This window comes from Pantoea graminicola, assembly GCF_048452665.1.
In the GTDB taxonomy this organism is placed as follows: Bacteria; Pseudomonadota; Gammaproteobacteria; order Enterobacterales; family Enterobacteriaceae; genus Pantoea.
In genome coordinates, this window is record NZ_JBLWSJ010000002.1 from 197,572 (window position 1) to 221,687 (window position 24,116).

The 24,116-nt window shown below is 55.1% G+C and carries 29 protein-coding genes and 1 other annotated feature; of the genes, 17 read left to right on the forward strand and 12 right to left on the reverse strand.

Features of this window, described 5'->3' with window-relative positions:
* Positions 1-152 precede the first annotated feature (152 nt).
* Together ACNY69_RS05020 and ACNY69_RS05025 are read right to left on the reverse strand one after the other, a co-directional pair.
* Entirely contained in the window at positions 153-701 is a 549-nt protein-coding gene (locus tag ACNY69_RS05020) for a YmfL family putative regulatory protein (RefSeq protein WP_010246575.1), read from the reverse strand.
* A gap of 28 nt (positions 702-729) precedes the next feature.
* Entirely contained in the window at positions 730-951 is a 222-nt protein-coding gene (locus ACNY69_RS05025; RefSeq protein WP_418797496.1) for a Cro/CI family transcriptional regulator, read from the reverse strand.
* A 101-nt stretch (positions 952-1,052) separates the two neighbouring features.
* Here ACNY69_RS05025 and ACNY69_RS05030 point away from each other — a divergent pair, with 101 nt between their 5' ends.
* The 3 genes from ACNY69_RS05030 to ACNY69_RS05040 all read left to right on the forward strand — a co-directional run bounded on the left by ACNY69_RS05030 (position 1,053) and on the right by ACNY69_RS05040 (position 3,131).
* Positions 1,053-1,766: a LexA family protein gene (locus tag ACNY69_RS05030; RefSeq protein ID WP_418797498.1), complete on the forward strand. Its 714-nt coding sequence runs from the start codon at positions 1,053-1,055 to the stop codon at positions 1,764-1,766.
* An 88-nt stretch (positions 1,767-1,854) separates the two neighbouring features.
* Positions 1,855-2,553, forward strand: a complete 699-nt coding sequence (locus ACNY69_RS05035) for a hypothetical protein (protein WP_418797500.1) — start codon at positions 1,855-1,857, stop codon at positions 2,551-2,553.
* Complete coding sequence (locus ACNY69_RS05040; protein WP_418797501.1) at positions 2,550-3,131, forward strand: type II toxin-antitoxin system VapC family toxin; 582 nt, start codon at positions 2,550-2,552, stop codon at positions 3,129-3,131. The genes ACNY69_RS05035 and ACNY69_RS05040 overlap by 4 nt, the downstream gene beginning before the upstream one ends.
* 138 nt (positions 3,132-3,269) lie before the next feature.
* Here ACNY69_RS05040 and ACNY69_RS05045 read toward each other — a convergent pair whose 3' ends face one another.
* Positions 3,270-3,431 (reverse strand): DUF2767 family protein, encoded by a 162-nt coding sequence (locus ACNY69_RS05045; RefSeq protein ID WP_418797502.1) that lies wholly within the window; start codon positions 3,429-3,431, stop codon positions 3,270-3,272.
* A 727-nt stretch (positions 3,432-4,158) separates the two neighbouring features.
* On the opposite strand from ACNY69_RS05045, the gene ACNY69_RS05050 reads away from it, so the two are divergent.
* The 7 genes from ACNY69_RS05050 (at position 4,159) to ACNY69_RS05080 (ending at position 6,839) form a co-directional block, all read left to right on the forward strand.
* Entirely contained in the window at positions 4,159-4,743 is a 585-nt protein-coding gene (locus ACNY69_RS05050; RefSeq protein WP_418797503.1) for a hypothetical protein, read from the forward strand.
* Complete coding sequence (locus ACNY69_RS05055; RefSeq protein WP_418797505.1) at positions 4,730-4,888, forward strand: DUF1317 family protein; 159 nt, start codon at positions 4,730-4,732, stop codon at positions 4,886-4,888. The genes ACNY69_RS05050 and ACNY69_RS05055 overlap by 14 nt, the downstream gene beginning before the upstream one ends.
* A gap of 10 nt (positions 4,889-4,898) precedes the next feature.
* Entirely contained in the window at positions 4,899-5,231 is a 333-nt protein-coding gene (locus tag ACNY69_RS05060; protein WP_418797507.1) for a hypothetical protein, read from the forward strand.
* Positions 5,231-5,455: a hypothetical protein gene (locus tag ACNY69_RS05065; protein WP_418797783.1), complete on the forward strand. Its 225-nt coding sequence runs from the start codon at positions 5,231-5,233 to the stop codon at positions 5,453-5,455. The genes ACNY69_RS05060 and ACNY69_RS05065 overlap by 1 nt, the downstream gene beginning before the upstream one ends.
* Positions 5,448-6,119 (forward strand): hypothetical protein, encoded by a 672-nt coding sequence (locus ACNY69_RS05070; protein WP_418797508.1) that lies wholly within the window; start codon positions 5,448-5,450, stop codon positions 6,117-6,119. Before ACNY69_RS05065 ends, ACNY69_RS05070 begins: the two co-directional genes overlap by 8 nt.
* Before the next feature lie 129 nt (positions 6,120-6,248).
* Positions 6,249-6,596: a hypothetical protein gene (locus ACNY69_RS05075; RefSeq protein WP_418797509.1), complete on the forward strand. Its 348-nt coding sequence runs from the start codon at positions 6,249-6,251 to the stop codon at positions 6,594-6,596.
* A gap of 51 nt (positions 6,597-6,647) precedes the next feature.
* Positions 6,648-6,839: a helix-turn-helix transcriptional regulator gene (locus ACNY69_RS05080; protein ID WP_140029008.1), complete on the forward strand. Its 192-nt coding sequence runs from the start codon at positions 6,648-6,650 to the stop codon at positions 6,837-6,839.
* On the opposite strand, the gene ACNY69_RS05085 is transcribed toward ACNY69_RS05080, so the two are convergent.
* Positions 6,820-8,001, reverse strand: a complete 1,182-nt coding sequence (locus ACNY69_RS05085) for a tyrosine-type recombinase/integrase (protein ID WP_418797510.1) — start codon at positions 7,999-8,001, stop codon at positions 6,820-6,822. The genes ACNY69_RS05080 and ACNY69_RS05085 overlap by 20 nt on opposite strands.
* A gap of 181 nt (positions 8,002-8,182) precedes the next feature.
* On the opposite strand from ACNY69_RS05085, the gene sbcB reads away from it, so the two are divergent.
* Entirely contained in the window at positions 8,183-9,610 is a 1,428-nt protein-coding gene (sbcB, locus tag ACNY69_RS05090) for an exodeoxyribonuclease I (RefSeq protein ID WP_418797512.1), read from the forward strand.
* A 67-nt stretch (positions 9,611-9,677) separates the two neighbouring features.
* On the opposite strand, the gene ACNY69_RS05095 is transcribed toward sbcB, so the two are convergent.
* The 5 genes from ACNY69_RS05095 to ltnD form a co-directional block, all read right to left on the reverse strand.
* Complete coding sequence (locus ACNY69_RS05095) at positions 9,678-11,036, reverse strand: GntP family transporter (protein WP_111141481.1); 1,359 nt, start codon at positions 11,034-11,036, stop codon at positions 9,678-9,680.
* 123 nt (positions 11,037-11,159) lie between these two features.
* On the reverse strand, positions 11,160-11,945 hold the full coding sequence (locus ACNY69_RS05100) for an HPr family phosphocarrier protein (RefSeq protein WP_111141482.1): 786 nt from the start codon (positions 11,943-11,945) through the stop codon (positions 11,160-11,162).
* Entirely contained in the window at positions 11,945-12,589 is a 645-nt protein-coding gene (gene otnC / locus ACNY69_RS05105) for a 3-oxo-tetronate 4-phosphate decarboxylase (protein ID WP_111141483.1), read from the reverse strand. The genes ACNY69_RS05100 and otnC overlap by 1 nt, the downstream gene beginning before the upstream one ends.
* Entirely contained in the window at positions 12,582-13,844 is a 1,263-nt protein-coding gene (gene otnK, locus ACNY69_RS05110; RefSeq protein ID WP_418797785.1) for a 3-oxo-tetronate kinase, read from the reverse strand. The genes otnC and otnK overlap by 8 nt, the downstream gene beginning before the upstream one ends.
* Entirely contained in the window at positions 13,844-14,749 is a 906-nt protein-coding gene (gene ltnD, locus ACNY69_RS05115; RefSeq protein ID WP_111141485.1) for an L-threonate dehydrogenase, read from the reverse strand. Before ltnD ends, otnK begins: the two co-directional genes overlap by 1 nt.
* A gap of 267 nt (positions 14,750-15,016) precedes the next feature.
* Here ltnD and ygbI point away from each other — a divergent pair, with 267 nt between their 5' ends.
* Complete coding sequence (gene ygbI, locus ACNY69_RS05120; RefSeq protein WP_111141487.1) at positions 15,017-15,778, forward strand: DNA-binding transcriptional repressor YgbI; 762 nt, start codon at positions 15,017-15,019, stop codon at positions 15,776-15,778.
* Between the two features lie 92 nt (positions 15,779-15,870).
* On the opposite strand, the gene ACNY69_RS05125 is transcribed toward ygbI, so the two are convergent.
* Together ACNY69_RS05125 and ACNY69_RS05130 are read right to left on the reverse strand one after the other, a co-directional pair.
* Positions 15,871-17,223: an APC family permease gene (locus ACNY69_RS05125; RefSeq protein ID WP_111141489.1), complete on the reverse strand. Its 1,353-nt coding sequence runs from the start codon at positions 17,221-17,223 to the stop codon at positions 15,871-15,873.
* A 403-nt stretch (positions 17,224-17,626) separates the two neighbouring features.
* On the reverse strand, positions 17,627-19,042 hold the full coding sequence (locus tag ACNY69_RS05130; protein WP_367395615.1) for a glutamine synthetase family protein: 1,416 nt from the start codon (positions 19,040-19,042) through the stop codon (positions 17,627-17,629).
* 204 nt (positions 19,043-19,246) lie between these two features.
* Between ACNY69_RS05130 and puuD the strand changes: the two genes are divergently transcribed.
* Genes puuD through ACNY69_RS05145 form a run of 3 tightly spaced genes read left to right on the forward strand, consistent with a single transcriptional unit; the run spans position 19,247 to position 21,861 of the window.
* The gene (puuD, locus tag ACNY69_RS05135; protein ID WP_111141492.1) at positions 19,247-20,014 is read left to right on the forward strand and encodes a gamma-glutamyl-gamma-aminobutyrate hydrolase; all 768 of its coding nucleotides are present in this window, start codon (positions 19,247-19,249) and stop codon (positions 20,012-20,014) included.
* Positions 20,007-20,564 carry an HTH-type transcriptional regulator PuuR gene (gene puuR / locus ACNY69_RS05140; protein ID WP_111141494.1) on the forward strand — a complete coding sequence of 186 codons (558 nt, stop codon included), beginning with the start codon at positions 20,007-20,009 and terminating at the stop codon, positions 20,562-20,564. The genes puuD and puuR overlap by 8 nt, the downstream gene beginning before the upstream one ends.
* 19 nt (positions 20,565-20,583) lie before the next feature.
* A complete protein-coding gene (locus tag ACNY69_RS05145) occupies positions 20,584-21,861 on the forward strand; it encodes an NAD(P)/FAD-dependent oxidoreductase (RefSeq protein ID WP_111141496.1) in 1,278 nt (425 codons plus the stop codon).
* A 153-nt stretch (positions 21,862-22,014) separates the two neighbouring features.
* Here ACNY69_RS05145 and ACNY69_RS05150 read toward each other — a convergent pair whose 3' ends face one another.
* Positions 22,015-22,842, reverse strand: a complete 828-nt coding sequence (locus ACNY69_RS05150; RefSeq protein WP_418797515.1) for an SDR family oxidoreductase — start codon at positions 22,840-22,842, stop codon at positions 22,015-22,017.
* A gap of 179 nt (positions 22,843-23,021) precedes the next feature.
* Between ACNY69_RS05150 and hisL the strand changes: the two genes are divergently transcribed.
* Both hisL and hisG read left to right on the forward strand, forming a co-directional pair.
* Positions 23,022-23,069 carry a his operon leader peptide gene (hisL, locus tag ACNY69_RS05155; protein ID WP_100396937.1) on the forward strand — a complete coding sequence of 16 codons (48 nt, stop codon included), beginning with the start codon at positions 23,022-23,024 and terminating at the stop codon, positions 23,067-23,069.
* Positions 23,045-23,165 (forward strand) — a sequence feature (His leader region). (Overlaps the previous gene by 25 nt.)
* Positions 23,166-23,213: 48 nt before the next feature.
* A complete protein-coding gene (gene hisG, locus ACNY69_RS05160; RefSeq protein ID WP_111141500.1) occupies positions 23,214-24,113 on the forward strand; it encodes an ATP phosphoribosyltransferase in 900 nt (299 codons plus the stop codon).
* Positions 24,114-24,116: the final 3 nt, after the last annotated feature.

Genomic DNA, 24,116 nt, shown 5'->3' on the forward strand with positions numbered 1-24,116 from the left:
CAGCCCACTTAACAAAGCCGTGGTTAACTTCTTCGCTGACGCCCGGTACATTGAGTACATACCGCAGCGGCTCACTGCTGAAGCGGCCACCAGCTGAGGGAAGGCAACGGAATTGCGGTAATCCTGATTTTCTGGTTAAATTGATCACGCGATTAGTTCTCCACACACGTTGATTTAGTCGCATCGAACGCCGCGGACTGCAATCCAGCGGCGTTCACCTTTTCTGGAGCACAGAAAACGCGATATAGCAGCGTCAGATGCTCCTGCCACTTCGCCATTACCTGATAGCTGTTCTCTTCAATCTGCTCACGTTCAGCCGCATCAATCACACCGTCAGCGGTTGCTTTGCGGATGTAGGCAGAATGCTTACCAATCCACTCGACAGACTCCATAAGGCGCTGATTGATGTCCGCGTTATCCACATCCTCAATGTCCACCAGCGGGACGTTGACGCTGTTTGACTGACGGGAGACCGCGTTAGCGATGTGCTTGGTGCCGCTTGCCTGCTGCAGGACCATCGCCCAGCCCATTGGGAAAATCTGATCGCCATTGGTACGCAGACGGTTAAACAGTGCATCCTCGGTTACACCCAGCCATTCAGCAGCTTCTGCATAACCTCCAGGAAGACTCGAAATCGTCTTCTTGATTGCTGCCACCAGCCAGGCCGGTTGCTTTTCTACTTGCCAGTGCTTCTGATCCACGGTTAAGCCCTCTTGCCTGTGGTTAAAATTAGAAAGCCGTCGATATAGACTTGTGATCACACTTACGATTTGCAGGGAAGGGCTTCACTTCTTCCGCTGTAATTTTCCCGTCCTCATGAAGGATTACTGTGATGTCACGCTTGAGAGAAATCGCTTTAAAAATCGCGCTCTGGTAAACGCCTAAGTCGGTTGCTGCTTTTGTCTGGCCAAACTGCTCTACATAATCTTTGAGTTTTATTCTCTGGCTCATAATCATCTCCTAATGGACAGGCTTAATTATCACCGCCAGAGGTAAAATAGTCAACACTCGCGGTGTTAGTTATTTATTCCGTGCGGTGATAAATTTCACGTATGAATGCAAAGAAAAAGCCGCTCACTAACGAGCAAATCGAAGACGCGCAGAGACTGAAATCAATCTACGAGCGCAAAAAAGTTGAATTGGGAATTTCCCAAGAGTCAGTGGCGGACGCTTTGGGCGTAGGTCAATCAGCTGTGGCATCTTTGCTCAATGGTGTGAACGCCTTAAATCCCAGCAATGCCTCTGCTTTAGCCAGATTTTTGAAGGTGAGTGTTGGGGAGTTCAGTCCTAGGATCGCTGCTGAGATCGCCGAAATGTATCAGTCGATAGGTGAAGAAAGCATTAGGTCGAATCACTATGAATATCCGCTGTTCACTTATGTCCAGGCTGGTGATTTTTCTGAGGTAGGTAGTTTTACTTCCAGAGATGCTAAAGCATGGGTACCTACAACGAAGAAGGCCAGCGATAAAGCGTTCTGGCTTGAAGTCAAGGGTCACTCAATGACCGCACCGCAGGGCGTTCGTCCAAGCTTCCCGGAAGGTATGTTGATCCTTATAGACCCGGCAGAGCATGTTGAGACTGGTGACTTCTGTGTGGCGTCAGCTAACGCTGATTCAGAAGTGACTTTCAAAAAGTATGAGAAGGACGCAGGCGTTAGCTATCTGGTGCCGCTCAATCCTGCTTATAGAATTCTGGACTGTGACCACAGCTGTCGCATCATCGGCAAGGTTGTTAAGGCTCAGTGGCCAGAAGAAACGTTCGAGTAAATCGCAGAGATAGTGCTCTGTGTCATTTACAAAGGTGGCACATGTTTTATAGTGATGAGTCAGAACATGGATTTTACAGGTTTCTCTTATGAGCGAATTACTTAGTTTAAAACTAGTAATCAACGGCACTAGCCCAAGCGAAATTCCAATGAATAAGCTGGCTGGCTATCTAGCCGATCTCGCTGCGCTTTACGGGGAGGAAAAAGACGTTAGATTCGAGTCTGTTACTGAAGGCTGCGTTGAGATTAACACTTATACAACAAACGCTGCAGCTCATAATGTTATATGTGCAAATGTACTTGAAAACTTAGAAATTAGCAAATTAGCCAAGCGGATTTCAAAAGATAATTTCTCCGCTGAAATTTATGCGAATGATAGCCTCCTAAGCTCAGTTAGAGCTTCGACCGATGAAAAGCCTATAACTGTCACGAAGAAAAATACAAAAATCCAAGGCGAACTTTATCATATAGTTGAAAAGAACAAAGATTCTGTCTCTGTAAGACTCAGAGGGAATGGTGGTGAAATTCTGATCTGCACCGCAACCAAGCCAGATGCAGTGAGACTAGCTAAGTATCTCTTTAAAAAAATTAGAGTCTACGGCGATTCTCAACATGAAAAACGAGACGGCGTATGGAAGCTTAAAAACTTAAAAATTGAAAAATTTGTTGAACTGGAAGATACGAAATTATCAGAAGGACTTGAGCGCTTATCCAGTGATCCTGCTAACAAATGGGATGAAGTTGAAAATCAGGGTGAGCTCATACTGAAAAACAGGAGTTTCAGTTGAAAAAAATAATAGTAGACACCAACATCCTAATTGCATTGATGAAAAAAAACTCCCCACGCGCAAACCTCCTTGGTGAAGACGGCTTTACGCCTGTTGAAAACTTAGAACTTCGGGCAAGGGCCTTACTAGATCATATTGAGCGAAGTGGAGGGACGATAGTAATTCCTACTCCTGTACTAGCTGAGTATCTCTTGGGGATAGATGGTGAAAAAAACAAGCACTCACAAATCGCTCAAATATCAAGCATGAATTGTTTTGAAATAATTTCATTTGAGGAGTTAGCTGCTATTGAGTGCTCATTGCTACCCTCTCTCCATGAATTCAAGCAATTTGCAAAGCAAATTGATTCGAATCAAACAGCTAACAAAATAAGATTCGACAGACAGATAATATCTATCGCAAAAGCCAATGGTATCAATGAAATTTGGAGCTGTGATGGTGAAGTAATGAAGAAAGGCAGAGAGGTAGGAATCGAAGTAAAGTCTATAGAAGAAATGATGCCTATACCCTTATCTGATCAGTTTCCGTTGAATTTTTTAGACAATACACCAGCAACAGATAAAGACAAAATGAATTAATAATTTCTTTATATCAAGTTAGATAATTAATCATGATTAACATAGCCTACCACTGAGTGGGCCTCTTCATCATTATATTCCCAAGAATATCTCCTATATCTGCATTTCGTAATCCAGTCTTTGAGGCCGTGGATTTTTTCAACACACGGCCAAAGCCGTTATAGGTGCAGCTGCTATAACTACCTGCTTCGACTCAATCCCGTAATCGTTAAGCGTGAACACCGCGTCACCGATAACTCTGCACATTTCGGCACAGAGCTCCCTAGATGCCTGGCTGTAACACAAATACTCAAAAAGCACTCAAAAAAGTATTAACACACGTCCAGATAGATCGCTTTGCGTTCAAAAATTTTTTAATTTCAGTCCAATCAACAACATAAACACCGCCAGAAATATAATATCTCTAGCGGTGTTGACTGATTTATCACTTACGGCAATAATGAACTCATTAAAAGCTAACAGGCAGGACGCCCACGAAGTAGCCGCCCGAGGCGTAAGAAGATGGGGATGATTCGCTAAACAAGTTTCAGTGGTGTGGGGACAGTGCTGTGAAAATGATTGAGAACATGGCGAATACAACGGTCCGGGACCTGATTACTTTTCTGCGCCTCTTCCCTGATGCTGATGTGATCTGTTGTGGTGATGCAGTTGTAGTAAGCGTGGTTTGTGAGGTTAAAAACGTAGTTCGCGGTCCAGCGTTTTAAGAGTACGGAATTGCTGTGTTGGCGGTTACTCATCAGGGTTTGTTTAACCGCCCTTTTTCACAACGATAAGGGCATTTGCAAAGCGGGTGTTTTCGAACGCTTTAGAGACGTGGAGTAAGTGTCCTTTTCGTTGTGGTAAATGCGGCAAGTGCACGCGGAAGACTGACAAAACTGCATACAGTCTGAGAGTCTCCGCTCTGGAGTCTGTCAGTCTGACCAGAGCACCGGGGGGCACCCGGCATCGCAGCAACATTTCAAATGTGTGGAGTAATCGGGCTGTGGGTTATTGCAGTAGCTCACCAGCCTACTTAAACGAATCCCAAATGTTTTTTATTGCCGTCACTGGCAAGGGATTCATGCGACCAAAAATCGTGTGTGGAGACAGGTTTATGAGCTTTTTTAAATTCACGAGCGCAGAAGCATTAGCAGGCTGGGACAAGCTGCAGGCTGACGCTCAGGAGCTTCGTGGCGCGGGTGAGTCTTTCGCTGCTCTATTCGGCGGCAAAGCGGTATTCACCTCGGATGGCGTCCGTGAGTCATTCGCTGGCGTTAAGTTCGCTGGGCCCATCTACGCCTCATCTGAAATCTGGACGAAGCCTACCAGCAGAACAGGTTTTGCGTGCTGGCCTAAGAGTAAAGCTCCAGCCGGTAAATCTGATGAGCACAAGGCTTTATCTGATGCCTGGAACGCGCAGCGTCCAAAAATGTTTGTAGATAAAGCTGTTTTCTATCCCCTGCTTGGACTCGATTGGGGAACCCTACTTTTTACCGGCATTACTTATTTTCGTCATGGTGATGCGATCTATGTGGAAACCTCAGCCACGCCAAAAGCCTCAGCTGGCGCTATCGAAATCTTGGGTAGTGAGTTCGACCAAGCAAAACGGGAGCGTATGAATGAAAACGAGTAAAGACCACATCAAGGTCGGCATCATCACCCTGCCCTACAGCTATATCCTCAACGGATGGGTCATGCCTGACGGCTCAGTAATCACTAATCCCATTAAGGCGCAGAACGAAGCTGAGCGCCTTAATAGAACCATCACCATCCACTGAGGGCAATGACATGCATCACTTCAAATCGAATAAAGAAGTCGTCGCTGCCGGCCACCAGTTCGCCAAAAACATCGGATCGGAAACCTCATTACTGGATATGGCGAAGATGGTCAGTGAGCTGGCCACTCAGCTCGATGTCGCGCTGGCAGCTGCTGCTGAAGCAGGTAAACAGCGCGACCAACTGGCGTTGGAGAGTGTGGGACTGAAAGATGCAGTCGCTTTATTGCTTGAAGATGCGCGTCGAGTGCAGCAATTAGAGCCAAATGCAGGCACTGAAACCCGAATTAATACTGCTTTATCCCTGCTGACCCGTGCCGGCAATGCTGGTAAGGATGGTGAGTGATGAAGCTGAAAATGATGACGCTTGATGGCTCTACCATCATCGAAACCAATGCGGTAACGCAATTCAGCCCTGATCAGGTTCATGGTGGCAATTACACAAAAATTGAAACGGTCAACTCTGACGGGACCTTTTCTGAAGCCGTTGTCAAACATGATTTCTACCAGGTAACCCAAGCTCTCGCTACTGCTTGGTCAATGGATGAAAAGGCGGTTCGCCATGCGTGACCTCCCAATCATCTTTAACGCCGACATGGTTCGTGCAGTTCTCGACGGCAGAAAGACGCAAACGCGCCGGATCATCCAGTCACCGGCCAAAAATATGCAGGCTCGCGGTCATGAGTGCATTTCCTATCGTGCTCCTGGTGACCAATGGTATCAGGACTATGTGTTCTCAATGCGTGATCGTAGCGGCGTGTGGCAGGACTATAAGCATGAGCAGTTTCTAGCTAAGTGTCCGTTCGGTGCAGCAGGTGATCGCCTGTGGGTGCGTGAGGCTTTCCGAGTAATGGGGCGCGCAACTGATGTCGCGCGACTGATGTATAAGGCCCGTGAGCGCAACAGCTTCACCGAATCAACCCGCACCGTGCCAATTAATAAATGCAATAAACAGTCATCGTATAACTGGACACCATCAATCCACATGCCGCGCTGGGCTTCCCGCATTACGCTGGAGATTACCGGCGTTCGTGTGGAGAGGTTGCAGGATATAAGTGACTCTGATGCTAAGTCTGAGGGTTGCTGGTACGGTCGCGGCGGCGGGGAACCAGACTTTGCCGTAAACCCATCAGACCATTTTCCAACGCTATGGGCATCAATCTACGGCGAGGAAAGCTGGCAGGCTAACCCGTGGGTGTGGGTCATTGAGTTTAAGCGCGTGGAGGTGAAGTGATGTCTAAGTGCAACGCTTTACTGTATGCCATGGTTGTTGGGTTTGGATTTGTGGCGGGCATTCATACATATCTGGCCTGGTCATCGATACTTGAAATTGTGTGGCAAGCCGTTAAAGCGGCGGTGACAAATGCCTAAATCCCCCGCCGAACGCAAAGCCGCGCAGCGTGCCAGACAGTCCGCTGCCGGTGGTAAAAAGCTGGAGCTGGCGCTGGATAGTCAGGAACTGGAGATGCTGGCGCATAACTGCGCCGCACGCCGCCCCGGTCGTGAACCGTATGAGCTGAACGAGTACATAGCGCTGTTGATCCGAAAGGATGCCGCTGAGCTGGAGCAGCAGCTTAAGACACTGGCCCATCTGCAGTGCGGGAAGTGCAAAGAGCAACTGCCGGTGCAGTCATGCCCTTGCCAGGGTGAAGCAGCGTGCTGGGCCACCAGCGGCTGGCACGAACTGAAATTGAATATCAACACGCTGTGACATGTCACGGCTTATAAACCTGATGCAGCAGGAATGTGTGGAGAAAATAGAATGGCTAATATAGAAATGATCTCGGAAAAAGATGTGATGGAAAAATTGAAAGTTTCATCACGCATGACAATTTATAAATACACAAAGCAGTTCAATTTTCCCCGGCCTGTAAGAACTCATCCCAAACAGTTTCTGCAAGCCGAGGTAGAAAATTGGATTTTAAACGGTGGAGTTAACCAGAGATCATCTTAACGTGAGAGAGAATTTTATCCGCGTAAAGCTGATAAGCCGCCCTCTGCTCTGCTATCCAGTCATGCTTGTTGTATATTGCAAGCACCCCCCCAAGTTCATGGCCCAGCATCTTTTCGATAACATGCGGGGCCACTCCCTCTTCAGAAAGTCTGGTTGCTAAAGTCCTGCGAAAATCATGCGCAGTGAAATCACCAACTCCAGCAACATCTTTGATTCTACCAAGAAAGCGATTTGCGCCAGATATTGACATCGGGGCTTTCAGATCGGGCCCAGGAAAAAGCACATCTCCGTATGTCATGATGGCCTTATCAAGAAGAGGCTCAATAGCCGGAAAAATAGGTCTGCGAATAATTTTTCGCATTTTGCTTTTTTCAGCGGGCACAAGCCACAAATCCTCCTCTCGATCAAACTCGCCTTTAACTGCTAGGCGTAGTTCGCTATTTCGCGCGCCATATAGCATGAGCATTTGATGAAGCAGCTTGTTTGAAGTCGATGCCCGGCTGCGTTCTATAGCCAGCCAGACTTTTGCCAGCTGGTTGTAACTCAGCACTGTTTCGCCAACTGCGGCCTTAACGCCAACATCTTTGGGGCTTATTTTCATAATGCTGCATTCAGGTAAATACTGACGCCTTATGCACCAGTTGATAGCTGATCGCAGTTGAACCAGCAGCTCACGAGCACGCCGCTGATTTATTTTCTCCTCTTCTGTGAACAGATCGACCCAGCTTCTAACGGGTATTTCTTCTGCAGGAACGCCGGGGAACACATTGGTCATGTGCTTAATGACGGTAGATTTGTAAAGCGCCTGAGTTTTCTCTCTGAGGCTGACATCGACATAGGTCTTCTTCCAGTATGCCAGGCAATCTGCCACGGTAGGTTTGGCAGTAGCTCTGCCATGAGAAGCAGCCGCTTTAGGGTCGATCCCCTTATCCAGGCTCAGGCGCAGCTCAGCTACTTTGTTTCTGGCTTCATGCAGCGAAATGGCTGGATATTTGCCGATGCCGATACGGTGCTGTTTTCCCTGCCATCTGTATCGATACTGGAAGTTGATAATCCCACGAGGCGTGACCCTTACACCCAGTCCATCTGAATCGGTGATTTCCGGTGCGCCTGAATATGGTTTACCATGTATGGAGCGGAGCTTAGTGTCGCTGATAGCCATAATAATATTTTGTACTCATCGAAACATGCATTTATGTACTCATCATGTACTTAATGTGACATGGACTAACAAATACAGCAACACGCAGCCTTGTACAAATCATAAAGAATGGCTATTTTTTTCCTGACATTAAACAGTCAAAACAAGGGGATAGACAATTAATAATGGATACTTCAAGACAGTGAAAGACGAGCCAATACAGCCTACTTTCCTCTTCCACGATTATGAAACCTTTGGCACCAGCCCCTCGCGGGATCGGCCCGCCCAGTTTGCCGGCCTCCGCACCGACAGCGAGTTCAATCCGGTGGGCGAACCCGAGGTCTTCTACTGCCGTCCGCCTGATGACTACCTGCCCCAGCCGGAAGCGGTCATGATCACCGGCATTACGCCGCAGGTAGCGATGAGCCGCGGCGTCAGTGAAGCAGAATTTGCTGAGCGTATTCATACCCTGTTCACCACCGGGCAGACCTGTGTGGTGGGCTACAACAATGTCCGTTTCGATGACGAAGTAACGCGTAATCTCTTCTATCGCAACTTCTTCGATCCCTATGGCTGGAGCTGGCAAAACGGCAACTCACGCTGGGATCTGCTCGACGTTATGCGTGCCTGCTACGCACTGCGTCCGGAAGGCATCAACTGGCCGGAAAACGAGGAGGGTTTTCCCAGCTTCCGGCTGGAACATCTGACCAAAGCCAACGGTGTGGCGCATGAAAATGCGCACGATGCGATGTCCGATGTCTATGCCACGCTGGCGATGGCGAAGCTGGTTAAAGAGAAGCAGCCAAAGCTGTTTTCGTTTCTGTTTACTCATCGAAACAAAAACAAGCTGATGAACCTGATCGATATTCCGCAGATGAAACCGCTGGTTCACGTCTCCGGCATGTTCGGCGCGGCGCGCGGCAACACCAGCTGGATTGTGCCGCTGGCCTGGCATCCCGATAACCGCAATGCGTTGATCGTGGTCGACCTGGCGGGCGATATGTCGCCGCTGCTGCAACTGGATGCCGACACGCTGCGCGAGCGCCTTTACACCCCGAAAAATGACCTCGGCGATCTGCCTGCGGTGCCGGTGAAACTGGTGCACATCAACAAGTGCCCGGTGCTGGCCCCTGCCAGTACGCTGCGGCCGGAGGATGCGGCCCGGCTGGGTATCGATCGTCAGCACTGCCTGGATAATCTGGCCCTGCTGCGTCAGCAGCCCGAAGTGCGGGAAAAACTGGTTACGCTGTTTGCCGAAGCCGAACCTTTTACGCCGTCAGATGACGTGGACACCCAGCTTTATGATGGTTTCTTCAGTGATGCCGATCGCGCCGGGATGAACATCATCCGGCAGACCGCCCCGGCTAACCTGCCTGCGCTGGATCTGAGTTTTGAGAGCGCCCGGGTGGCGAAACTGCTGTTCCGCTATCGCGCGCGTAACTTCCCCGGCACGCTGGATGATGCTGAACAGCAGCGCTGGTTGCAGCACCGCCGCGAAGTGCTTAACAGCGATCGGGTGCAGGCCTTTATGCAGGAGCTGGAGGGGCTGGCTAACCTGCATGAAGCGGATGCTGAGAAACTGGGGCAGCTGAAGGCGCTCTATCTTTATGCTCAGGAGCTGGTTTCCTGACCGCCTGAAACACACTGACCCGGACACCTGCGCCGGGTCAGACTGTCTCTTGCTGAAATGGCGTGACCTACAGCAGCGTCCACACCCCCCAGGTCAGCGCAAAACCGCACAATCCCATCAATGTCGTCAGTACCGTCCAGCTGCGCAGCCCGTCAGCAACCGACAGCCCGAGATAGCGCGTCACGACCCAGAAGCCGGAGTCGTTGACGTGAGACAGTCCCAGCGCACCAAAGCAGGCGGAGAGCGCGACCAGCACCAGTTGCATCTCGCCCAGTCCCGTTACGGCCGTGCTCAGCAGACCACAGGTTGTCACAATCGCCACCGTGGCCGAGCCCTGCGAGGCGCGCAGTGCCAGCGAGAGAATAAACGCCGCCGGGATAAGGGGCAGATGAATAGTCTGCAGGGAACCCGCCAGTGCTTTACCGACGCCCGACTCCACCAGCACCTTGCCAAACGCCCCCCCGGCTCCTGAGACTAAAATCACGCCCGCCGCAGTAGAGATAGCGTTGTTCGACAGCGTCTCCAGCTTCTCGGTCGTCCAGCCGCGCCGCAGTCCCAGCAGCCAGGCGGCGAGCGCCAGCGTAATCAGCAGCGCGACCGCCGGTGATCCGACAAGCGTCAGGATCTGCAGCGGCAGGCTGCCTGGGGTCAGATGCGGCGGCAGCAGGGTCCCGAGCATAATCAGCAGGATCGGCAGAACGATTAAGCCCGAAATCAGCAGCGCCCCTGGCGCCTCTTTGTTGCTGTCCGGCGTCGTCTGGCCGGAGGGTTCCGTCAGCTGCAGCTGCTCCAGCACCTGAACGGAGAGGTGATATTTTTTGCGGTTTAACACTTTCGCCACGAAGTAACCGACAATGCCCGTGGGGATCGACAGGGCGATACCGGTCATCATCAGCCAGCCAAGATCCGCATTCAGCAGGCCCGCTGCCGCTGCCGGGCCCGGATGGGTCGGCACCGTCACATGCACCATCAGCATCATCCCCGCCATCGGTAAGCCGAATTTCAGCGGCGAGACGCGCATCACTTTGGTAAAACCGTAGATCAGTGGCACCACGATGATAAATCCGACGTCAAAAAATACCGGCAGCCCCAGGATGAAAGCAACGGTCGTCAGCGCAGCGACCATGCGCTGTGGCCCGCAGAGCCGGGCGAAGCGATTCGCCAGCTGGTCCGCACCGCCCGATGTTTCAATAATTGCGCCGAGTATCGCGCCCAGCACGATAATGGCGGCAATACTGCCGAGCAGGCTTCCCATCCCGCCCAGAATCACTTTCATGATGTTTTCGGCCGGAATACCGGTGGTGATGGCAACAAACAGACTGGCAATCAGCAAGGCAATAAAGGGATGGACTTTGGCTTTGATCACCAGCAACAACAGCAGAATCACGCTGACCAGCGCGATGGATAACAGCAGCGTAGTGGACATCGGAAGACCTCTGATTAATTATAATTTTCAGTAAGTTATGTTTTTTAATTCAGCACTGGTGTCATTAAGCTGCAGCGATTCACCCCGTCTGGCGGACAAACGGGGGGGCATCGCTGCGGGTGATCAGTGGCGTGTGCGCCAGGGGGCGAACCAGCCCAGGCCCGCCGTGGTCGTGGTGCGCGGAAAATATTCGCAGCCTACCCAGCCGGTGTAGCCGACCTCATCCAGCAGCGCAAAAAGCCAGGGATAGTTAATTTCGCCCTCATCCGGCTCATGGCGATCCGGTGCCGAAGCGATCTGCACATGGCGATAGCGTCCGGCATAGTGGCGAATCAGATGGCTGAGGTTGCCATCCACCCGCTGTGCGTGAAACAGGTCGAGCTGGGTGAAGACGTTGGGCCGATCGATCTGATCGACCATCTCCAGCGTCTGATACTGGCTGGCATAGAGATAGCCAGGTTTGGTGACCGGATTAAGCGCCTCGATCAGCAGATGAATGCCGTGCGGCGCAAAGCGTTCAGACGCATAGCGCATGTTGGCGATAAAAGTGTCGACGTAACGCTGACGGTCGGCTTCAGGCGGTACCGTCGCGGCCATGATGTGCACCTGCGGACAGTTCAGCGCCAGCGCGTAGCTCAGGGCACGATCGATATCCGCCCTGGCGTCCGCTTCCCGTCCGGGGATGGCCGACACGCCCCACTCTCCTGCCGCGACGTTACCGGGTGCGGTGTTGAACAGCACCAGTTGCAGCTGGTTCTCATCCAGCCACTGTCTGATCTGCGTGGCAGGATAGTCGTAGGGGAAGAGGAACTCAACCGCCGTAAAACCGGCTTCTGCCGCCGCCGCGAAGCGTTCAGCAAAGGGCAGCTCGGTAAACTGCGTTGAGAGGTTAGCAGCAAACTTCGGCATTATCGGCTCCTTAGCTCAGCCACTTCGGCTTCGTTGAGATAACGGATCGGACGGTCACCCAGGGTGAATATCAGACGGGCCGTCTCTTCCAGCTCTTCCGTATTGTCGGCCGCCTCCCGCAGGGATTTCCCCACGACCACGGGACCATGATTCGCCAGCAGGAAGGCGCGGTAGTGCGGCGCCAGCGCGGCCAGATCCGCCGCCAGTCGTTCATCGCCCGGCTTGTAGTAAGGCACCACCGGCACGTCGCCGACCCGCATCACCACATAGGGGGTAAAGGGACGAATGCAGTTTGTGGTATCCAGCCCCTCCAGACAGGAGAGCGCCGTCAGATAGTGGCTGTGCAGATGCACCACCGCCCGGCAGTCGGGATTGTTCAGATAGAGCGCGCGGTGAAACGCGATCTCTTTGGAGGGCTTATCGCCGGAAAGCCACTCCCCTTCGGGCGTCACCTTTGACAGCCGATCGCCCTGCAGCTCTCCCAGGCAGGAGCCGGTCGGGGTCGCCAGCAGATTGCCGTCATCCAGCAACATCGACAGATTGCCCGCCGAGCCAGTGGCATAGCCGCGCTGAAAGAAAGAGGCACCCAGACGCACCATCTCGTCGCGCGCCTGCTGCTCAGCAGAAGAGGTTGATTCAGACATAAGTAAACTCCGTTTGTGCCCGGCGGAAGAACGCTTCGTCGCCAAAATTGCCCGATTTCAGCGCCAGTGAAAGCGGCTGATGAATGTCGCGAACCCAGGGCACGCCGGGAGAGATCGTCGGGCCGATGTGAAAGGCCGTCACACCCAGACTCTGCGCCACCACGCCGGAGGTTTCACCGCCCGCCACGATAAAGCGCTGCCAGCCCCGCCTTTTCAGCTCACGGGTAACGGCAGCGAACAGCTGTTCAATAGCCTCGCTGCTGCGCGCGGCGCCATAGCGCTGCTGGATCGCCTGTAACTGCTGCGCATCCGCCGTGGCAAACAGCAGTGGCGCCAGCGGCTGATGGTGGTTAGCTTCCACCCAGTCGCAAAGCCGGAGGGCATAGGCATCCGCATCGTCCAGACAGGGTGCGATCTCTACTTCACAGGCTGGAGCCAGCTGGCGGTAGGCGGCGACCTGACGGTTAGTCATCTGTGAGCAGGAGCCGGAGAGCACCACGGCGCGCTCGCCCTGCGGACGGCCCGCCTGCTCAGCGCAGGCATCTGTTTGTCCGCCCGCCCACTGCCGCGCCAGACCGATCGCCAGACCGGAGCCACCGGTCACCAGCCGCAGATCCCGCACGGCCTCGCCTAACGTCAGCAGGTGATCCTGATGCAGCGCGTCCGTGACCACGTAGTTCACGCCCTGCTCCGCGAGCCGATCCAGCGCCTGACGGACCGAGGCGGCGCCCTGATCAACCTGCGCGGCCGCAATCAGGCCCGCTTTGCCGCTGGCCTGCGCACTCATCACGCGCAGCAGGTTGCTGTCATGCATCGGCGTCACCGGATGGTGCCGCATACCTGACTCCGACAGCAGCTGGTCACCGACAAACAGATAGCCCTGATAGACGGTGCGTCCGTTCACCGGCAGCGCCGGGCAGATCACCGTCTGCGTCTCACCCAGGGCCTTCAGCAGCGCGTCGGTCACCGGACCGATATTGCCATGCGCGGTGCTGTCGAAGGTCGAGCAATATTTAAAGTAGAAGCGTTCGCAGCCCTGCTGCTGCAGCCATGTCAGCGCGGCCAGCGACTGCTCAACAGCCTGTTCCGGCGGGCAGGAACGGCTCTTCAGGCTGACCACAATCGCCTGCGCCTCCGTGACCGTTTCTCCGCCGGGAATGCCGTTAAACTGAATCGTGCTGAGACCGTTCTGTACCAGGAAGCTGGCGATATCCGTTGCTCCGGTAAAGTCGTCTGCTATCACACCAAGACGCATCACTTTTTCTCCCCGGCCTGCGGCAGCGTGATGCCGCTGAAGATTTTAATGACCGCGCTGTCATCTTCGCGTCCATACCCGGCGTTGCTGGCTTCGGTAAACATGTTGAGCGCGGTAGAAGCCAGCGGCAGCGGGAAGTGCAGTGACTTCGCAGTATCGGCGACCAGGTTAAGATCTTTCACGAAGATATCGACAGCCGATTTTGGGCTGTAGTCGCCATCGACGACGTGCTTCATGCGGTTTTCAAACATCCACGAATTGCCCGCCGCATTGGTGACCACTTCATACATGGTTTCCAGCGGGATACCGGCGCGGGACGCCAGCGCCATCGCTTCTGCGCCGACCGCGATATGCACCCCGGCCAGCAGCTGATGAATGATTTTCACCGTTGAGCCGAGTCCAATCTCACTGCCGACGCAGTAGACCCTGGCCGCCACCGCATCCAGCACCGGCTGAAGTTTTGCAAAGGCGGCGTCACTGCCGGAGGCCATCACCGTCATCTCGCCGCTGGCGGCTTTGGCTGCGCCACCCGAAACCGGTGCATCCAGCATCAGCAACTGGTAGTGCGCCAGCTGCTGTTCGATCTGCTGCGCATCCCGGGCGGAGAGCGTGGAGGAGACCATCACGGCCGTGCCGGGGCGCAGTTTTGGTGCCAGGCCATCCTCGCCGAACAGAATAGCGTTGACCTGCTGCGCGTTGACCACCAGCAGCAAAACGGCATCGAGCTGGTCAGCAAAAGCGGACGCTGAAGATTGCGCATCACGCGCCCCGGCCTGGCGCAGGCTCTCCAGCGCGGCGGGATTAAGATCTACGCCCCAGGTATTCAGCCCGGCGCGCAGACAGGATTGGGCGGCACCCATACCCATTGAGCCTAACCCGATAACACAGATATTTTCAGCTGGCACGACAGGCCTCCTCTGTTAAATTAAGTGATTATTTGTTTGTTACTGTTAATCCTGCCAGCTTCCTGCCGGTAAAAACGTGTCTCGCCTCACAAAAAAACATCATCGATGTGAAGTGGAACAATTTTTAACATCGCTGTGTCCGCCGCAACATGCCTGCCTGGCTGGTCTTCCCGTAACGTGGAGCCTGACGCTGGCTGTTATTTTCTGTTCTGGTTGGGCGGCAGATCCCTTACAATGTGAAAAAATGGTAATTGTCAGGGAGCAGATATGATTCCGGTTGAACGTCATCAACAGATTCTGGCGCTGGTGGCCGATCGCGGCGTAGTCAGTATTGCTGAGCTTACGGAGCGGCTGGGGGTGTCACACATGACCATCCGCCGCGACGTGCAGAAGCTGGAGGAACAGGGTGCCGTGCTGTCGGTCTCCGGCGGCGTGCGTACCGCGGATCGTCTGGCGGCTGAACCCTCACATCTGACAAAGAGCGCCCTGTTCAATGATGAGAAACGTGCGATTGGCCGGACCGCCGCACGCCATATTCCCCGTAACAGCTGCATCTATCTGGATGCGGGTACCACCACCCTGGCTCTGGCGAGGGAGCTGGTCGATCGCGATGATCTGCTGGTGGTGACCAACGACTTTATGGTGGCGAATCTGCTGATGGAGGCGAGTCAGTGTCGGGTGATTCACACGGGCGGAAGCGTGTGTCGCGAAAACCGCTCCTGTGTGGGTGAGTCGGCGGCGCGCAGCCTGCGGCATCTGGCCATTGATATTGCGTTTATCTCCGCCTCCTGCTGGGGGCCACGCGGCCTGTTTACGCCGGATGAAGATAAAGTGATGGTCAAGCAGGCGGTCAGCGACGTCAGCAGCAAGCGGGTGCTGCTGAGTGACAGTTCGAAATACAACAGGATTGCGACGTTTCTGGCACTGCCGATGGAGACGTTTGATCAGGTGGTGACCGACAAAAAACTGGGCGAAGCGGCGCTGGCGCAGTTAAGTGCGGGAAGCTGGGAGCTGGTGCTGGCGGGTTAGGTTTGCTGCCGGAGTGGCAGGAGGCGGGAAGCTGATGTCGCTGTCGCCGCCTTCCCGGCTTCAGGAAGGCGGCAACGTCAACGCGATGAGGCTTATTCGCTGAACTGCGGCACCGGATTACGGAAGCTGCGGGTCACGAAGGCCAGATAGATCACGCCGATGGCGGCCCAGATCAGGCCCAGTTCCATGGAGCTCTCTTCCAGATTCACCCACAGTGCACCCACGGTCAGCGCGCCAAGCAGCGGCAGCAGCAGATACTGTACGTGATCTTTCAGCGTGCGGTTACGCTTCTCACGGATCCAGAACTGCGCGATGACTGAAAGGTTGACAAAGGTAAACGCGACCAGTGCACCAAAGTTAATCAGCGCCGTGGCGGTCACCAGGTCGAAGTTGATCGCCATCAGGGCAATCGCTCCCACCAGCAGGACGTTGAGCGACGGGGTACGCCATTTCGGATGGATATAGCCGAAGAAACGCTCCGGGAATACGCCATCACGACCCATCACATACATCAGACGCGATACGCCAGCGTGCGCCGCCATACCGGATGCCAGTACCGTGACCACCGAGAAGATCAGGATGCCGACCTGCAACGCTTTACCGGCTACAAACAGCATGATTTCAGGCTGTGAAGAGTCCGGGTGCTGGAAGCGGGTGATGTCCGGGAAATAGAGCTGCAGGAAATAGGATGCAGCAATAAAGATCACACCGCCAATCAGCGCCGTCAGGAAAATGGCGCGTGGGATGGTGCGTTCTGCATCTTTCGTCTCTTCCGACAGCGAGCTGATGCCATCAAAGCCGAGGAACGAGAAGCAGAGTATCGTCGCACCGGTAATCATCGGCACTACATGGGCATTCTCAGACCAGAACGGACGGCTGCTCACCAGCGTGCCGGAACCTACGCCGCTTGCCACACCGTAGATCACCATGCCGGTGATCCCGACCATGACGACGACCTGCAACACCACAATCACGCTGTTAAAGTTGGCGACGGTTTTGATGCCCTTGAGGTTGGAGAGCGTCATAAAGCCCACCAGCAGCACCACAAAAATCCACGACGGAATACCCGGCACCAGCGATTCGAAATAGTTTTTCGCCAGCAGGATGTTGATCATCGGCATGAACAGGTAGTCCAGCAGGGATGACCAGCCCACCATAAAGCCGACGTGCGGACTGATCGCCTTCTGAGCATAGGTATAAGCGGAGCCCGCAGAGGGGAAGCGGCGTACCAGCTTACCGTAACTCACAGCAGTGAACAGAATCGCAATCAGCGCGAAAGCATAGGCGGTGGCGACGTGACCATCGGTCAGCCCGGAAACGATGCCAAAGGTATCGAACAGGGTCATAGGCTGCATGTAGGCTAAGCCCATCATGACGACCGGAAGTAACGTAAGTGTTTTTTTGAGTTGCGCACGCTGTGGTGCGGCGGAGGTATTAAGCGACATGCTTCAGTCCCCCATGTGCGACAACCTGGCTGGGCTGGGTCACAGGGCAACTGCGCATTAAGCGACAGGGAGTCAGGCTGGTGGTTGACACGGCACCGTAGTCATCACGAAAACGCGTGCCAGCATTGGCTGGCAGAGTGTAAAACATCCCCATCTTTGTAATCCTCAATCTCACGCATGTGCGTGTTTTCAGTGTTTATCTATCCGGGTGCGTGCCCGGCCTCGGTTAAGTCAGCAAAAACGCTCTGTTAAAACTGGATGCAAAAAAAATAACCGGCGCTGAGAGCGACGGTTATCATCTGATTTTGCAGGCCGCGTATTCTGCCCTAACCCGTGGCAGAAATTCAAGCCATCGGGGCATCTTATGCAAAAAAAGTAAGCCACTTTGCACATAAAAGGGGCATCAGGCGTTTTTCAGCATCCAGTCAATTTCTGTTGCCGTCACCAGCCGCTCAAACTGCATCAGTTCATAGTTCTTGCAGCTATGCCAGACACTGGCAAAACGTTCGCCCAGCAGCTTCTGTAAAGGATAGCTGCTGTCAAACTCATACAGGGCATCGCTCTGACGGATCGGCAGCGCCAGCCCTTCGGCGTGATGACCGTTGCCGGTGACCGGATGCGGCAACGGCAGCTGGGTATCCAGCCCGTGCAGCATCCCGGCGAGAATGGCCGAGACCACCAGATAGGGGTTCGCATCCGCCCCGGCAACCCGGTACTCGATACGATGATTGTCGATATCGCCACAGGGGACCCGCAGCGCAACGGTCCGGTTGTTATGCCCCCACGACGCCTGTAACGGCACATAGGCATCCGGCACAAAGCGACGGTAGGCGTTGACGTTGGGTGCCAGCAGCGCCATCGAGGCGGGCATCAGGTCAATCATTCCGGCCAGCGCACGCTTCATCAGCGGGGAATCACTGCCGTCGTCGCAGGCAAAGGCGTTATGGTCGGCCGCATCCAGCATACTGATATGCACATGCATCCCACTGCCCGCATACTCCTCATAGGGCTTGGCCATAAAGGTGGCGGTCATGCCGTGGTTCTCCGCCACCTGACGGATCAGGCGCTTAAGCTGAACCGCATGGTCGCAGGCGCGCAGAACGTCGCGTGTGTGATGCAGGTTGATCTCAAACTGTCCGGGCGAGGCTTCCGCCAGCGCACCATCGGCCGGGATCCCCTGCAGTCGCGCCAGGTCGTCGATATCGCGCAGGACATCGGCAAAGTGGTCGAGATTATCGACTGAATAGACCTGGCTCTGCATATTGCGTTCATCACTGCCCGGCGAACACGGCGGCTGAATAAAGCCTTCCGCATCGCGCTTTTTGTCCACCAGATAGAACTCCAGCTCTACCGCTACCACCGGAAACAGCCCGCGGTTACGCAGCTGTTGCCACAGCCGGTTCAGGACATTTCGGGGTTCAACGTCAAAGGGAGTGCCATCTTGGTTACACATGGTCAGCAGCAGTTGCGCAATGTGCTGAGGGTCAGACGCGGAGGGAACTAAGGTACCGGAAACGGGCAGGCAGAGATTATCAGGTTCGCCCAGTGACTGGCCGAGTCCCGCTTCTTCCACCGTGTTGCCCAGGATATCCATCGCAAACACCGAGGCGGGGAAATAACATCCTTTTTCCAGCTTAGGCAGCGCAGAGACCGGAATGCGCTTGCCGCGGAACACACCATTTAAATCATTTAACAGGATATCGACATACTGCGTGTCAGGATGGCGCTCCAGCCAGGTTTTCACCTCAAGCTGGAACGCGCTGGTTCGTTTCTCTTCACTGTGAAGCGTGAAGTCTTCCACTTCTACCAGGTTAGTCATGATCTCACCCGCCCCTGTAAGGTTTGCGTAATGCTCAAAATAACGGCCACAACACTAACATAGCGCCAACATAAAAAGTGTGCAAATGTAACAAATCTGTTTGAAGAACAAACAGTGGATTGCTAGATTGAAAAAATATTGCACACTTAACCGCCAGACGTGCCCTTTCGGTAGATATTTCGAACAGCGATGCGAGGACGTGAGATGGGCATTATTTTTGACAAGCCGTTGATTGGCGTAGTGATGTGCCAGAAAGAACTGGGGGGTCACGCCACGCAGACGGTTCATAACAAATATATCGATGCGCTTGTCCAGGCGGGCGGCGTCCCCCTCGCGTTGCCTCACAGCCTGCTCGCAGCGCCGCATCTATCAGAAAACGCTATGGCTGTGCTGGATGGTCTGCTGCTGACGGGCAGTCCCAGCAATATCGAACCCTGGCATTATGGCGAGGCCGGGGAGGAGCCGCACGCCGATCCCGGCCGGGACCGTCTCGCCTTTCAGCTGATTACCTGGGCCACCAGCCATAAAATGCCGATGTTCGGCATCTGCCGCGGGATGCAGGAACTGGTGGTGGCGAACGGCGGCGCGCTCTGGCGGGAGCTCAGCGAACAGCCGGGCCTGCAGGGGCATCACGAAGATGAGACGCAGCCACTCGATCAACAGTATGCGCCTGCACATACGGTCGCCATTGAGCCGGACGGCCTGCTGGCGACGCTGCTGGACAGCCACCAGCCGCTGCAGGTTAACTCACTCCATCATCAGGGTATCCGCGAGCCGGGTCCGCAGCTGCGCGTTGAAGCGCGCGCGCCGGATGGGCTGATTGAGGCGGTGAGCCTGCGCCATCACCCTTTTGCCCTGGCGGTGCAGTGGCATCCCGAATGGCAGCCGGAACAGACGGCGGGATCCCTGGCGCTGTTCCAGGGCTTTATTCAGGCCGCCCTTCACTATCACAGAGGAAAAGAGGATGAGTGACGCCACGCTGGCTCCGGGACGCCGACTGGCACAAATCCGGCAGACGCTGGGCCTGTCGCAGCGGCGTGTGGCGGAACTGGCCGGACTGACCCACAGCGCCATCAGCACCATCGAGCAGGATAAGGTCAGCCCGGCCGTCAGTACTCTGCAGAAGCTGCTGAAAGTCTACGGGCTGTCGCTGTCAGAGTTCTTTTCGGAACCAAAACCGGACGCTGTGCCCAGAGTGATTGTGCGCGCCAGCGAGCTGCTGGAGATTGGCAGCCAGGGCGTTTCGCTCAGGCTGATCGACAACGGCAAGACACAGCGCACGCTGGGGATGCTGCTGGAAACCTATCAGCCCGGCGCCAGCACGGGCGAAAAGCTGCGCCATCCGGGTGAAGAGACCGGCACGCTGCTGGAGGGCGAAATTACACTGGTCATTAATGGTCAGCAGTTTCATCTCACGGCCGGAGAGAGCTACGTCATCGATACCGGTCTGCCACACAGCTTTACGAATCGGGCTGAAGTTCCCTGCCGCATTGTCAGTGCCCATACGCCAGCCAATTTTTAGGCGCTTCCTGGAGGTTGTTATGAATTACGTGGAGAGTTATTACGCAGCGACCGCCAATCCCCATGCGCCGTGGCCAACATTACAGGAGAGCATTCAGTGTGACGTCTGCATTATCGGCGGCGGTTTCACCGGCCTGTCGGCGGCGCTTCATCTGACCGAGGTGGGTTACGACGTGGTGGTGCTGGAGGCGGCGCGGGTCGGCTTTGGCGCCAGCGGACGAAACGGCGGTCAGGTGGTGAACTCCTACAGCCGCGATGTGGATGTGATTGAGCAGCGTTACGGCAAGGAGAGCGCCCGGATGCTGGGCAATATGATGTTTGAAGGGGCGGCGATCATCCGCGATCGCATCGATCGTTACGCTATCGACTGTGATTACCGGCCTGGCGGCATCTTTGCGGCTCTGAATGCGCGTCAGATGGCGCATCTGGAGAAGCAGAAATCGCTGTGGCAGCAGTATGGCAATCACGATCTGGAGCTGCTGGATGAACGCGCTATTCGCCGCGAAGTCGCGACCGATCGTTATGCGGGTGGACTGCTGGATCGGCGCGGCGGCCATCTGCACCCGCTGAACCTGGCGCTGGGTGAAGCCGAAGCGATTCGCCGGCATGGCGGACGCATCTATGAACAGTCGGCGGCGACAAAAGTAGTGTATGGCTCCCCCAACCGCGTGAAAACAGCCCATGGCGAGGTCAGCGCGACCTTTGTGATCTTCGCCGGAAACGCCTATCTGGCTCCCCAGCTGGAACCGCGACTGAGCCGGAAAAGCATGCCCTGCGGATCGCAGATTGTTGCGACCGAGCCGCTGTCGCCGGATCAGGCGCTGTCGCTGCTGCCGAACAACTACTGCGTCGAAGATTGTAACTATCTGCTGGACTATTTCCGTCTGACTGCGGACAACCGCCTGCTCTATGGCGGCGGCGTCGTCTATGGCGCACGGGAACCCGCTGACATCGAAGCCCTGATCCGCCCCAAACTGCGGCGCACCTTTCCCCAGCTGCAGAACGTGAAACTGGACTTTGGCTGGAGCGGCAATTTCCTGCTGACGCTGTCGCGTATGCCGCAGTTTGGCCAGCTGGAGAACAACGTCTATTTTATGCAGGGCGACAGCGGTCACGGCGTGACCAGCACCCATCTCTCCGGCAGGCTGATCAGCGAACTGCTGCGCGGCAACGCCGAGCGGTTCAATGCCTTTGCCCGCCTGCCCCACCTGCCGTTTCCCGGCGGCCGGCGCTTCAGCGTGCCGCTGACCGCGATGGGCGCGGTATGGTATGCGTTGCGGGATCGACTGGGGGTGTAAGGCAAGCTCTTACCCCTGCCCCGCCCGGCTATGAGGTTAGGGCGGGGCACCTGCCGTAACCTGGCATTTAGTATGTTGTAACTATGTGTCACAGGGATCCCGCTCGTAAAAAAGCGGGAGCGAACGGCCCCCGCCCTGGTGCGGCCTCCCTTGTTACTCCAGCGGCATCTTCACCGGGTCATCGTAGCGATAGTCGAAACCGAGTTCGCTACAGATGCGGGAACCGTCGATCAGCTTGCCGCTCTCCTTCACCGCCTCAGGCGCAAACTGCGGCGACTGCAGGCCCAGCTGGCGCGTGACCGCGGGATAGAAGGTGTCGCGCGACGGATGGGCTGGCGCGCAGAGGTTGTAAATCCGGCCCCCTTTCGGCGATTGCAGCAGCAGCGTGATCGCTTCCACCACATCATCCAGATGCACCAGATTCACGCCCTGCGAGCCGTTGGCCACATCCTGCTTACCCGCCAGGAAGCGTCCGGGATGACGCTTAGGCCCGACCAAACCGGCCAGGCGCACAATGTCCACACTGGTACCCGGCAGATCGTGCAGCCAGTTTTCCAGCCTGACCAGGGTTTTCCCGGCTACCGTTTCGGGCTCCAGCGGGCTGTTTTCCCGCTTAGGCCCTGACCGGCTGCCATAGACGGAGGTTGAACTGGTAAAAATGATGCGCGGCACCTTATAGACCAGCGCCGTATCGACCACGTTCTGCACCGCCTGCAGATAGGCTTCCCCCCCTTCGGCGGTCCGGCTCGCTGGTAGCGTGACGATAAGCGCATCCACGTTAAACAGCGGCTCGATATCTGCAGCATCACACTGCAGTTCCGGCGTCAGCTCCAGCTGAAATGCCTCGATGCCGCAGCGGCGCGCCGCATCCACCCCGTCCGGCGTTGTTTTGCTGCCGGTAACCTGCCAGCCCCGGGCTGTTAACGCGGTGGCCAGCGGCATACCTAACCAGCCCAGCCCCACAATCGCGACCTTTTTCATGTTCACTCCTGACGTAAAACATCCACCCTGACTTCACCGTAGTTTGCGCCCGGATTGCAAACCGGAACAACCTGTTTCAGCGCTTTCCGAACGTCATGTTTAAAAAAGTGTTGCCAAGCGCAGCCATCTTCGCTAGGTTAAACCCCACAAATGAATACTCATTCATCGACGAGATTATTATGACACGCGTTCAGTTCAACCATCATCACCACCATCACCCTGACTAGTCTTTCAGGCGATTGGTGCTGGGAGACTTTCAGGATCTTCCAGTGGTGTGAACGCAAGAGAACCCCCGGAAGATCGTCTTCCGGGGGTTTTTTTATGGGCTGACGTAACCAGCGATTCAGGACAGGATTAAGAGGACAGGAACCATGTTAGATAACACCCGTTTACGCATAGCTATGCAGAAATCCGGCCGTTTAAGTGATGATTCACGCGAACTGCTGGCGCGCTGCGGCGTTAAAATCAATCTTCAGCAACAGCGCCTGATTGCGTTTGCGGAGAATATGCCCATCGACATCCTGCGTGTGCGCGATGACGATATTCCTGGTCTGGTGATGGATGGTGTAGTCGATTTAGGCATCATCGGTGAGAACGTGCTGGAAGAGGAGTTGCTCTCGCGTCGTGCTCAGGGTGAAGATCCCCGCTACTTTACGCTGCGCCGCCTGGACTTCGGCGGTTGCCGTCTCTCACTGGCGATGGCGACCGATGCCGAGTACACCGGCCCGGAGTGCCTGGATAAGTCCCGCATCGCCACCTCCTACCCGCACCTGCTGAAACAGTACCTTGATAAGAAAGGCGTCAGCTTCAGAACCTGTATGCTGAATGGTTCTGTGGAAGTTGCGACCCGCGCCGGGCTGGCTGACGCCATCTGCGACCTGGTCTCGACCGGTGCGACGCTGGAAGCCAACGGCCTGCGTGAAGTGGAAGTGATCTACCGCTCCAAAGCGGTCCTGATCCAGCGTGACGGTGAGATGCCTGCCGCCAAGCAGGAGCTGATCGATAAGATGATGACCCGTATTCAGGGCGTGATTAAAGCGCGTGAATCGAAGTACATCATGCTGCACGCGCCGAGTGAGCGTCTGGAAGAGGTGATCAGCCTGCTGCCTGGCGCAGAGCGTCCGACCGTGCTGCCGCTGGCAGGCGATGTCAGCCGCGTGGCGATGCACATGGTCAGCAGCGAAACCCTGTTCTGGGAAACCATGGAAAAACTGAAAGCGCTGGGTGCCAGTTCAATTCTGGTGCTGCCAATTGAGAAGATGATGGAGTAAGCC

What these genes read in the sequence shown, in the direction of transcription:
- ACNY69_RS05025 (WP_418797496.1), bottom strand. Translation starts at nt 951, where the DNA reads ATGAGCCAGAGAATAAAACTCAAAGATTATGTAGAGCAGTTTGGCCAG.
- ACNY69_RS05030 (WP_418797498.1), top strand. Translation starts at nt 1,053, where the DNA reads ATGAATGCAAAGAAAAAGCCGCTCACTAACGAGCAAATCGAAGACGCG.
- ACNY69_RS05035 (WP_418797500.1), top strand. Translation starts at nt 1,855, where the DNA reads ATGAGCGAATTACTTAGTTTAAAACTAGTAATCAACGGCACTAGCCCA.
- ACNY69_RS05050 (WP_418797503.1), top strand. Translation starts at nt 4,159, where the DNA reads ATGTTTTTTATTGCCGTCACTGGCAAGGGATTCATGCGACCAAAAATC.
- ACNY69_RS05055 (WP_418797505.1), top strand. Translation starts at nt 4,730, where the DNA reads ATGAAAACGAGTAAAGACCACATCAAGGTCGGCATCATCACCCTGCCC.
- ACNY69_RS05060 (WP_418797507.1), top strand. Translation starts at nt 4,899, where the DNA reads ATGCATCACTTCAAATCGAATAAAGAAGTCGTCGCTGCCGGCCACCAG.
- ACNY69_RS05065 (WP_418797783.1), top strand. Translation starts at nt 5,231, where the DNA reads ATGAAGCTGAAAATGATGACGCTTGATGGCTCTACCATCATCGAAACC.
- ACNY69_RS05070 (WP_418797508.1), top strand. Translation starts at nt 5,448, where the DNA reads ATGCGTGACCTCCCAATCATCTTTAACGCCGACATGGTTCGTGCAGTT.
- ACNY69_RS05075 (WP_418797509.1), top strand. Translation starts at nt 6,249, where the DNA reads ATGCCTAAATCCCCCGCCGAACGCAAAGCCGCGCAGCGTGCCAGACAG.
- ACNY69_RS05080 (WP_140029008.1), top strand. Translation starts at nt 6,648, where the DNA reads ATGGCTAATATAGAAATGATCTCGGAAAAAGATGTGATGGAAAAATTG.
- ACNY69_RS05085 (WP_418797510.1), bottom strand. Translation starts at nt 8,001, where the DNA reads ATGGCTATCAGCGACACTAAGCTCCGCTCCATACATGGTAAACCATAT.
- ACNY69_RS05095 (WP_111141481.1), bottom strand. Translation starts at nt 11,036, where the DNA reads ATGTCCACTACGCTGCTGTTATCCATCGCGCTGGTCAGCGTGATTCTG.
- ACNY69_RS05100 (WP_111141482.1), bottom strand. Translation starts at nt 11,945, where the DNA reads ATGCCGAAGTTTGCTGCTAACCTCTCAACGCAGTTTACCGAGCTGCCC.
- otnC (WP_111141483.1), bottom strand. Translation starts at nt 12,589, where the DNA reads ATGTCTGAATCAACCTCTTCTGCTGAGCAGCAGGCGCGCGACGAGATG.
- otnK (WP_418797785.1), bottom strand. Translation starts at nt 13,844, where the DNA reads ATGCGTCTTGGTGTGATAGCAGACGACTTTACCGGAGCAACGGATATC.
- ygbI (WP_111141487.1), top strand. Translation starts at nt 15,017, where the DNA reads ATGATTCCGGTTGAACGTCATCAACAGATTCTGGCGCTGGTGGCCGAT.
- ACNY69_RS05125 (WP_111141489.1), bottom strand. Translation starts at nt 17,223, where the DNA reads ATGTCGCTTAATACCTCCGCCGCACCACAGCGTGCGCAACTCAAAAAA.
- ACNY69_RS05130 (WP_367395615.1), bottom strand. Translation starts at nt 19,042, where the DNA reads ATGACTAACCTGGTAGAAGTGGAAGACTTCACGCTTCACAGTGAAGAG.
- puuD (WP_111141492.1), top strand. Translation starts at nt 19,247, where the DNA reads ATGGGCATTATTTTTGACAAGCCGTTGATTGGCGTAGTGATGTGCCAG.
- puuR (WP_111141494.1), top strand. Translation starts at nt 20,007, where the DNA reads ATGAGTGACGCCACGCTGGCTCCGGGACGCCGACTGGCACAAATCCGG.
- ACNY69_RS05145 (WP_111141496.1), top strand. Translation starts at nt 20,584, where the DNA reads ATGAATTACGTGGAGAGTTATTACGCAGCGACCGCCAATCCCCATGCG.
- ACNY69_RS05150 (WP_418797515.1), bottom strand. Translation starts at nt 22,842, where the DNA reads ATGAAAAAGGTCGCGATTGTGGGGCTGGGCTGGTTAGGTATGCCGCTG.
- hisG (WP_111141500.1), top strand. Translation starts at nt 23,214, where the DNA reads ATGTTAGATAACACCCGTTTACGCATAGCTATGCAGAAATCCGGCCGT.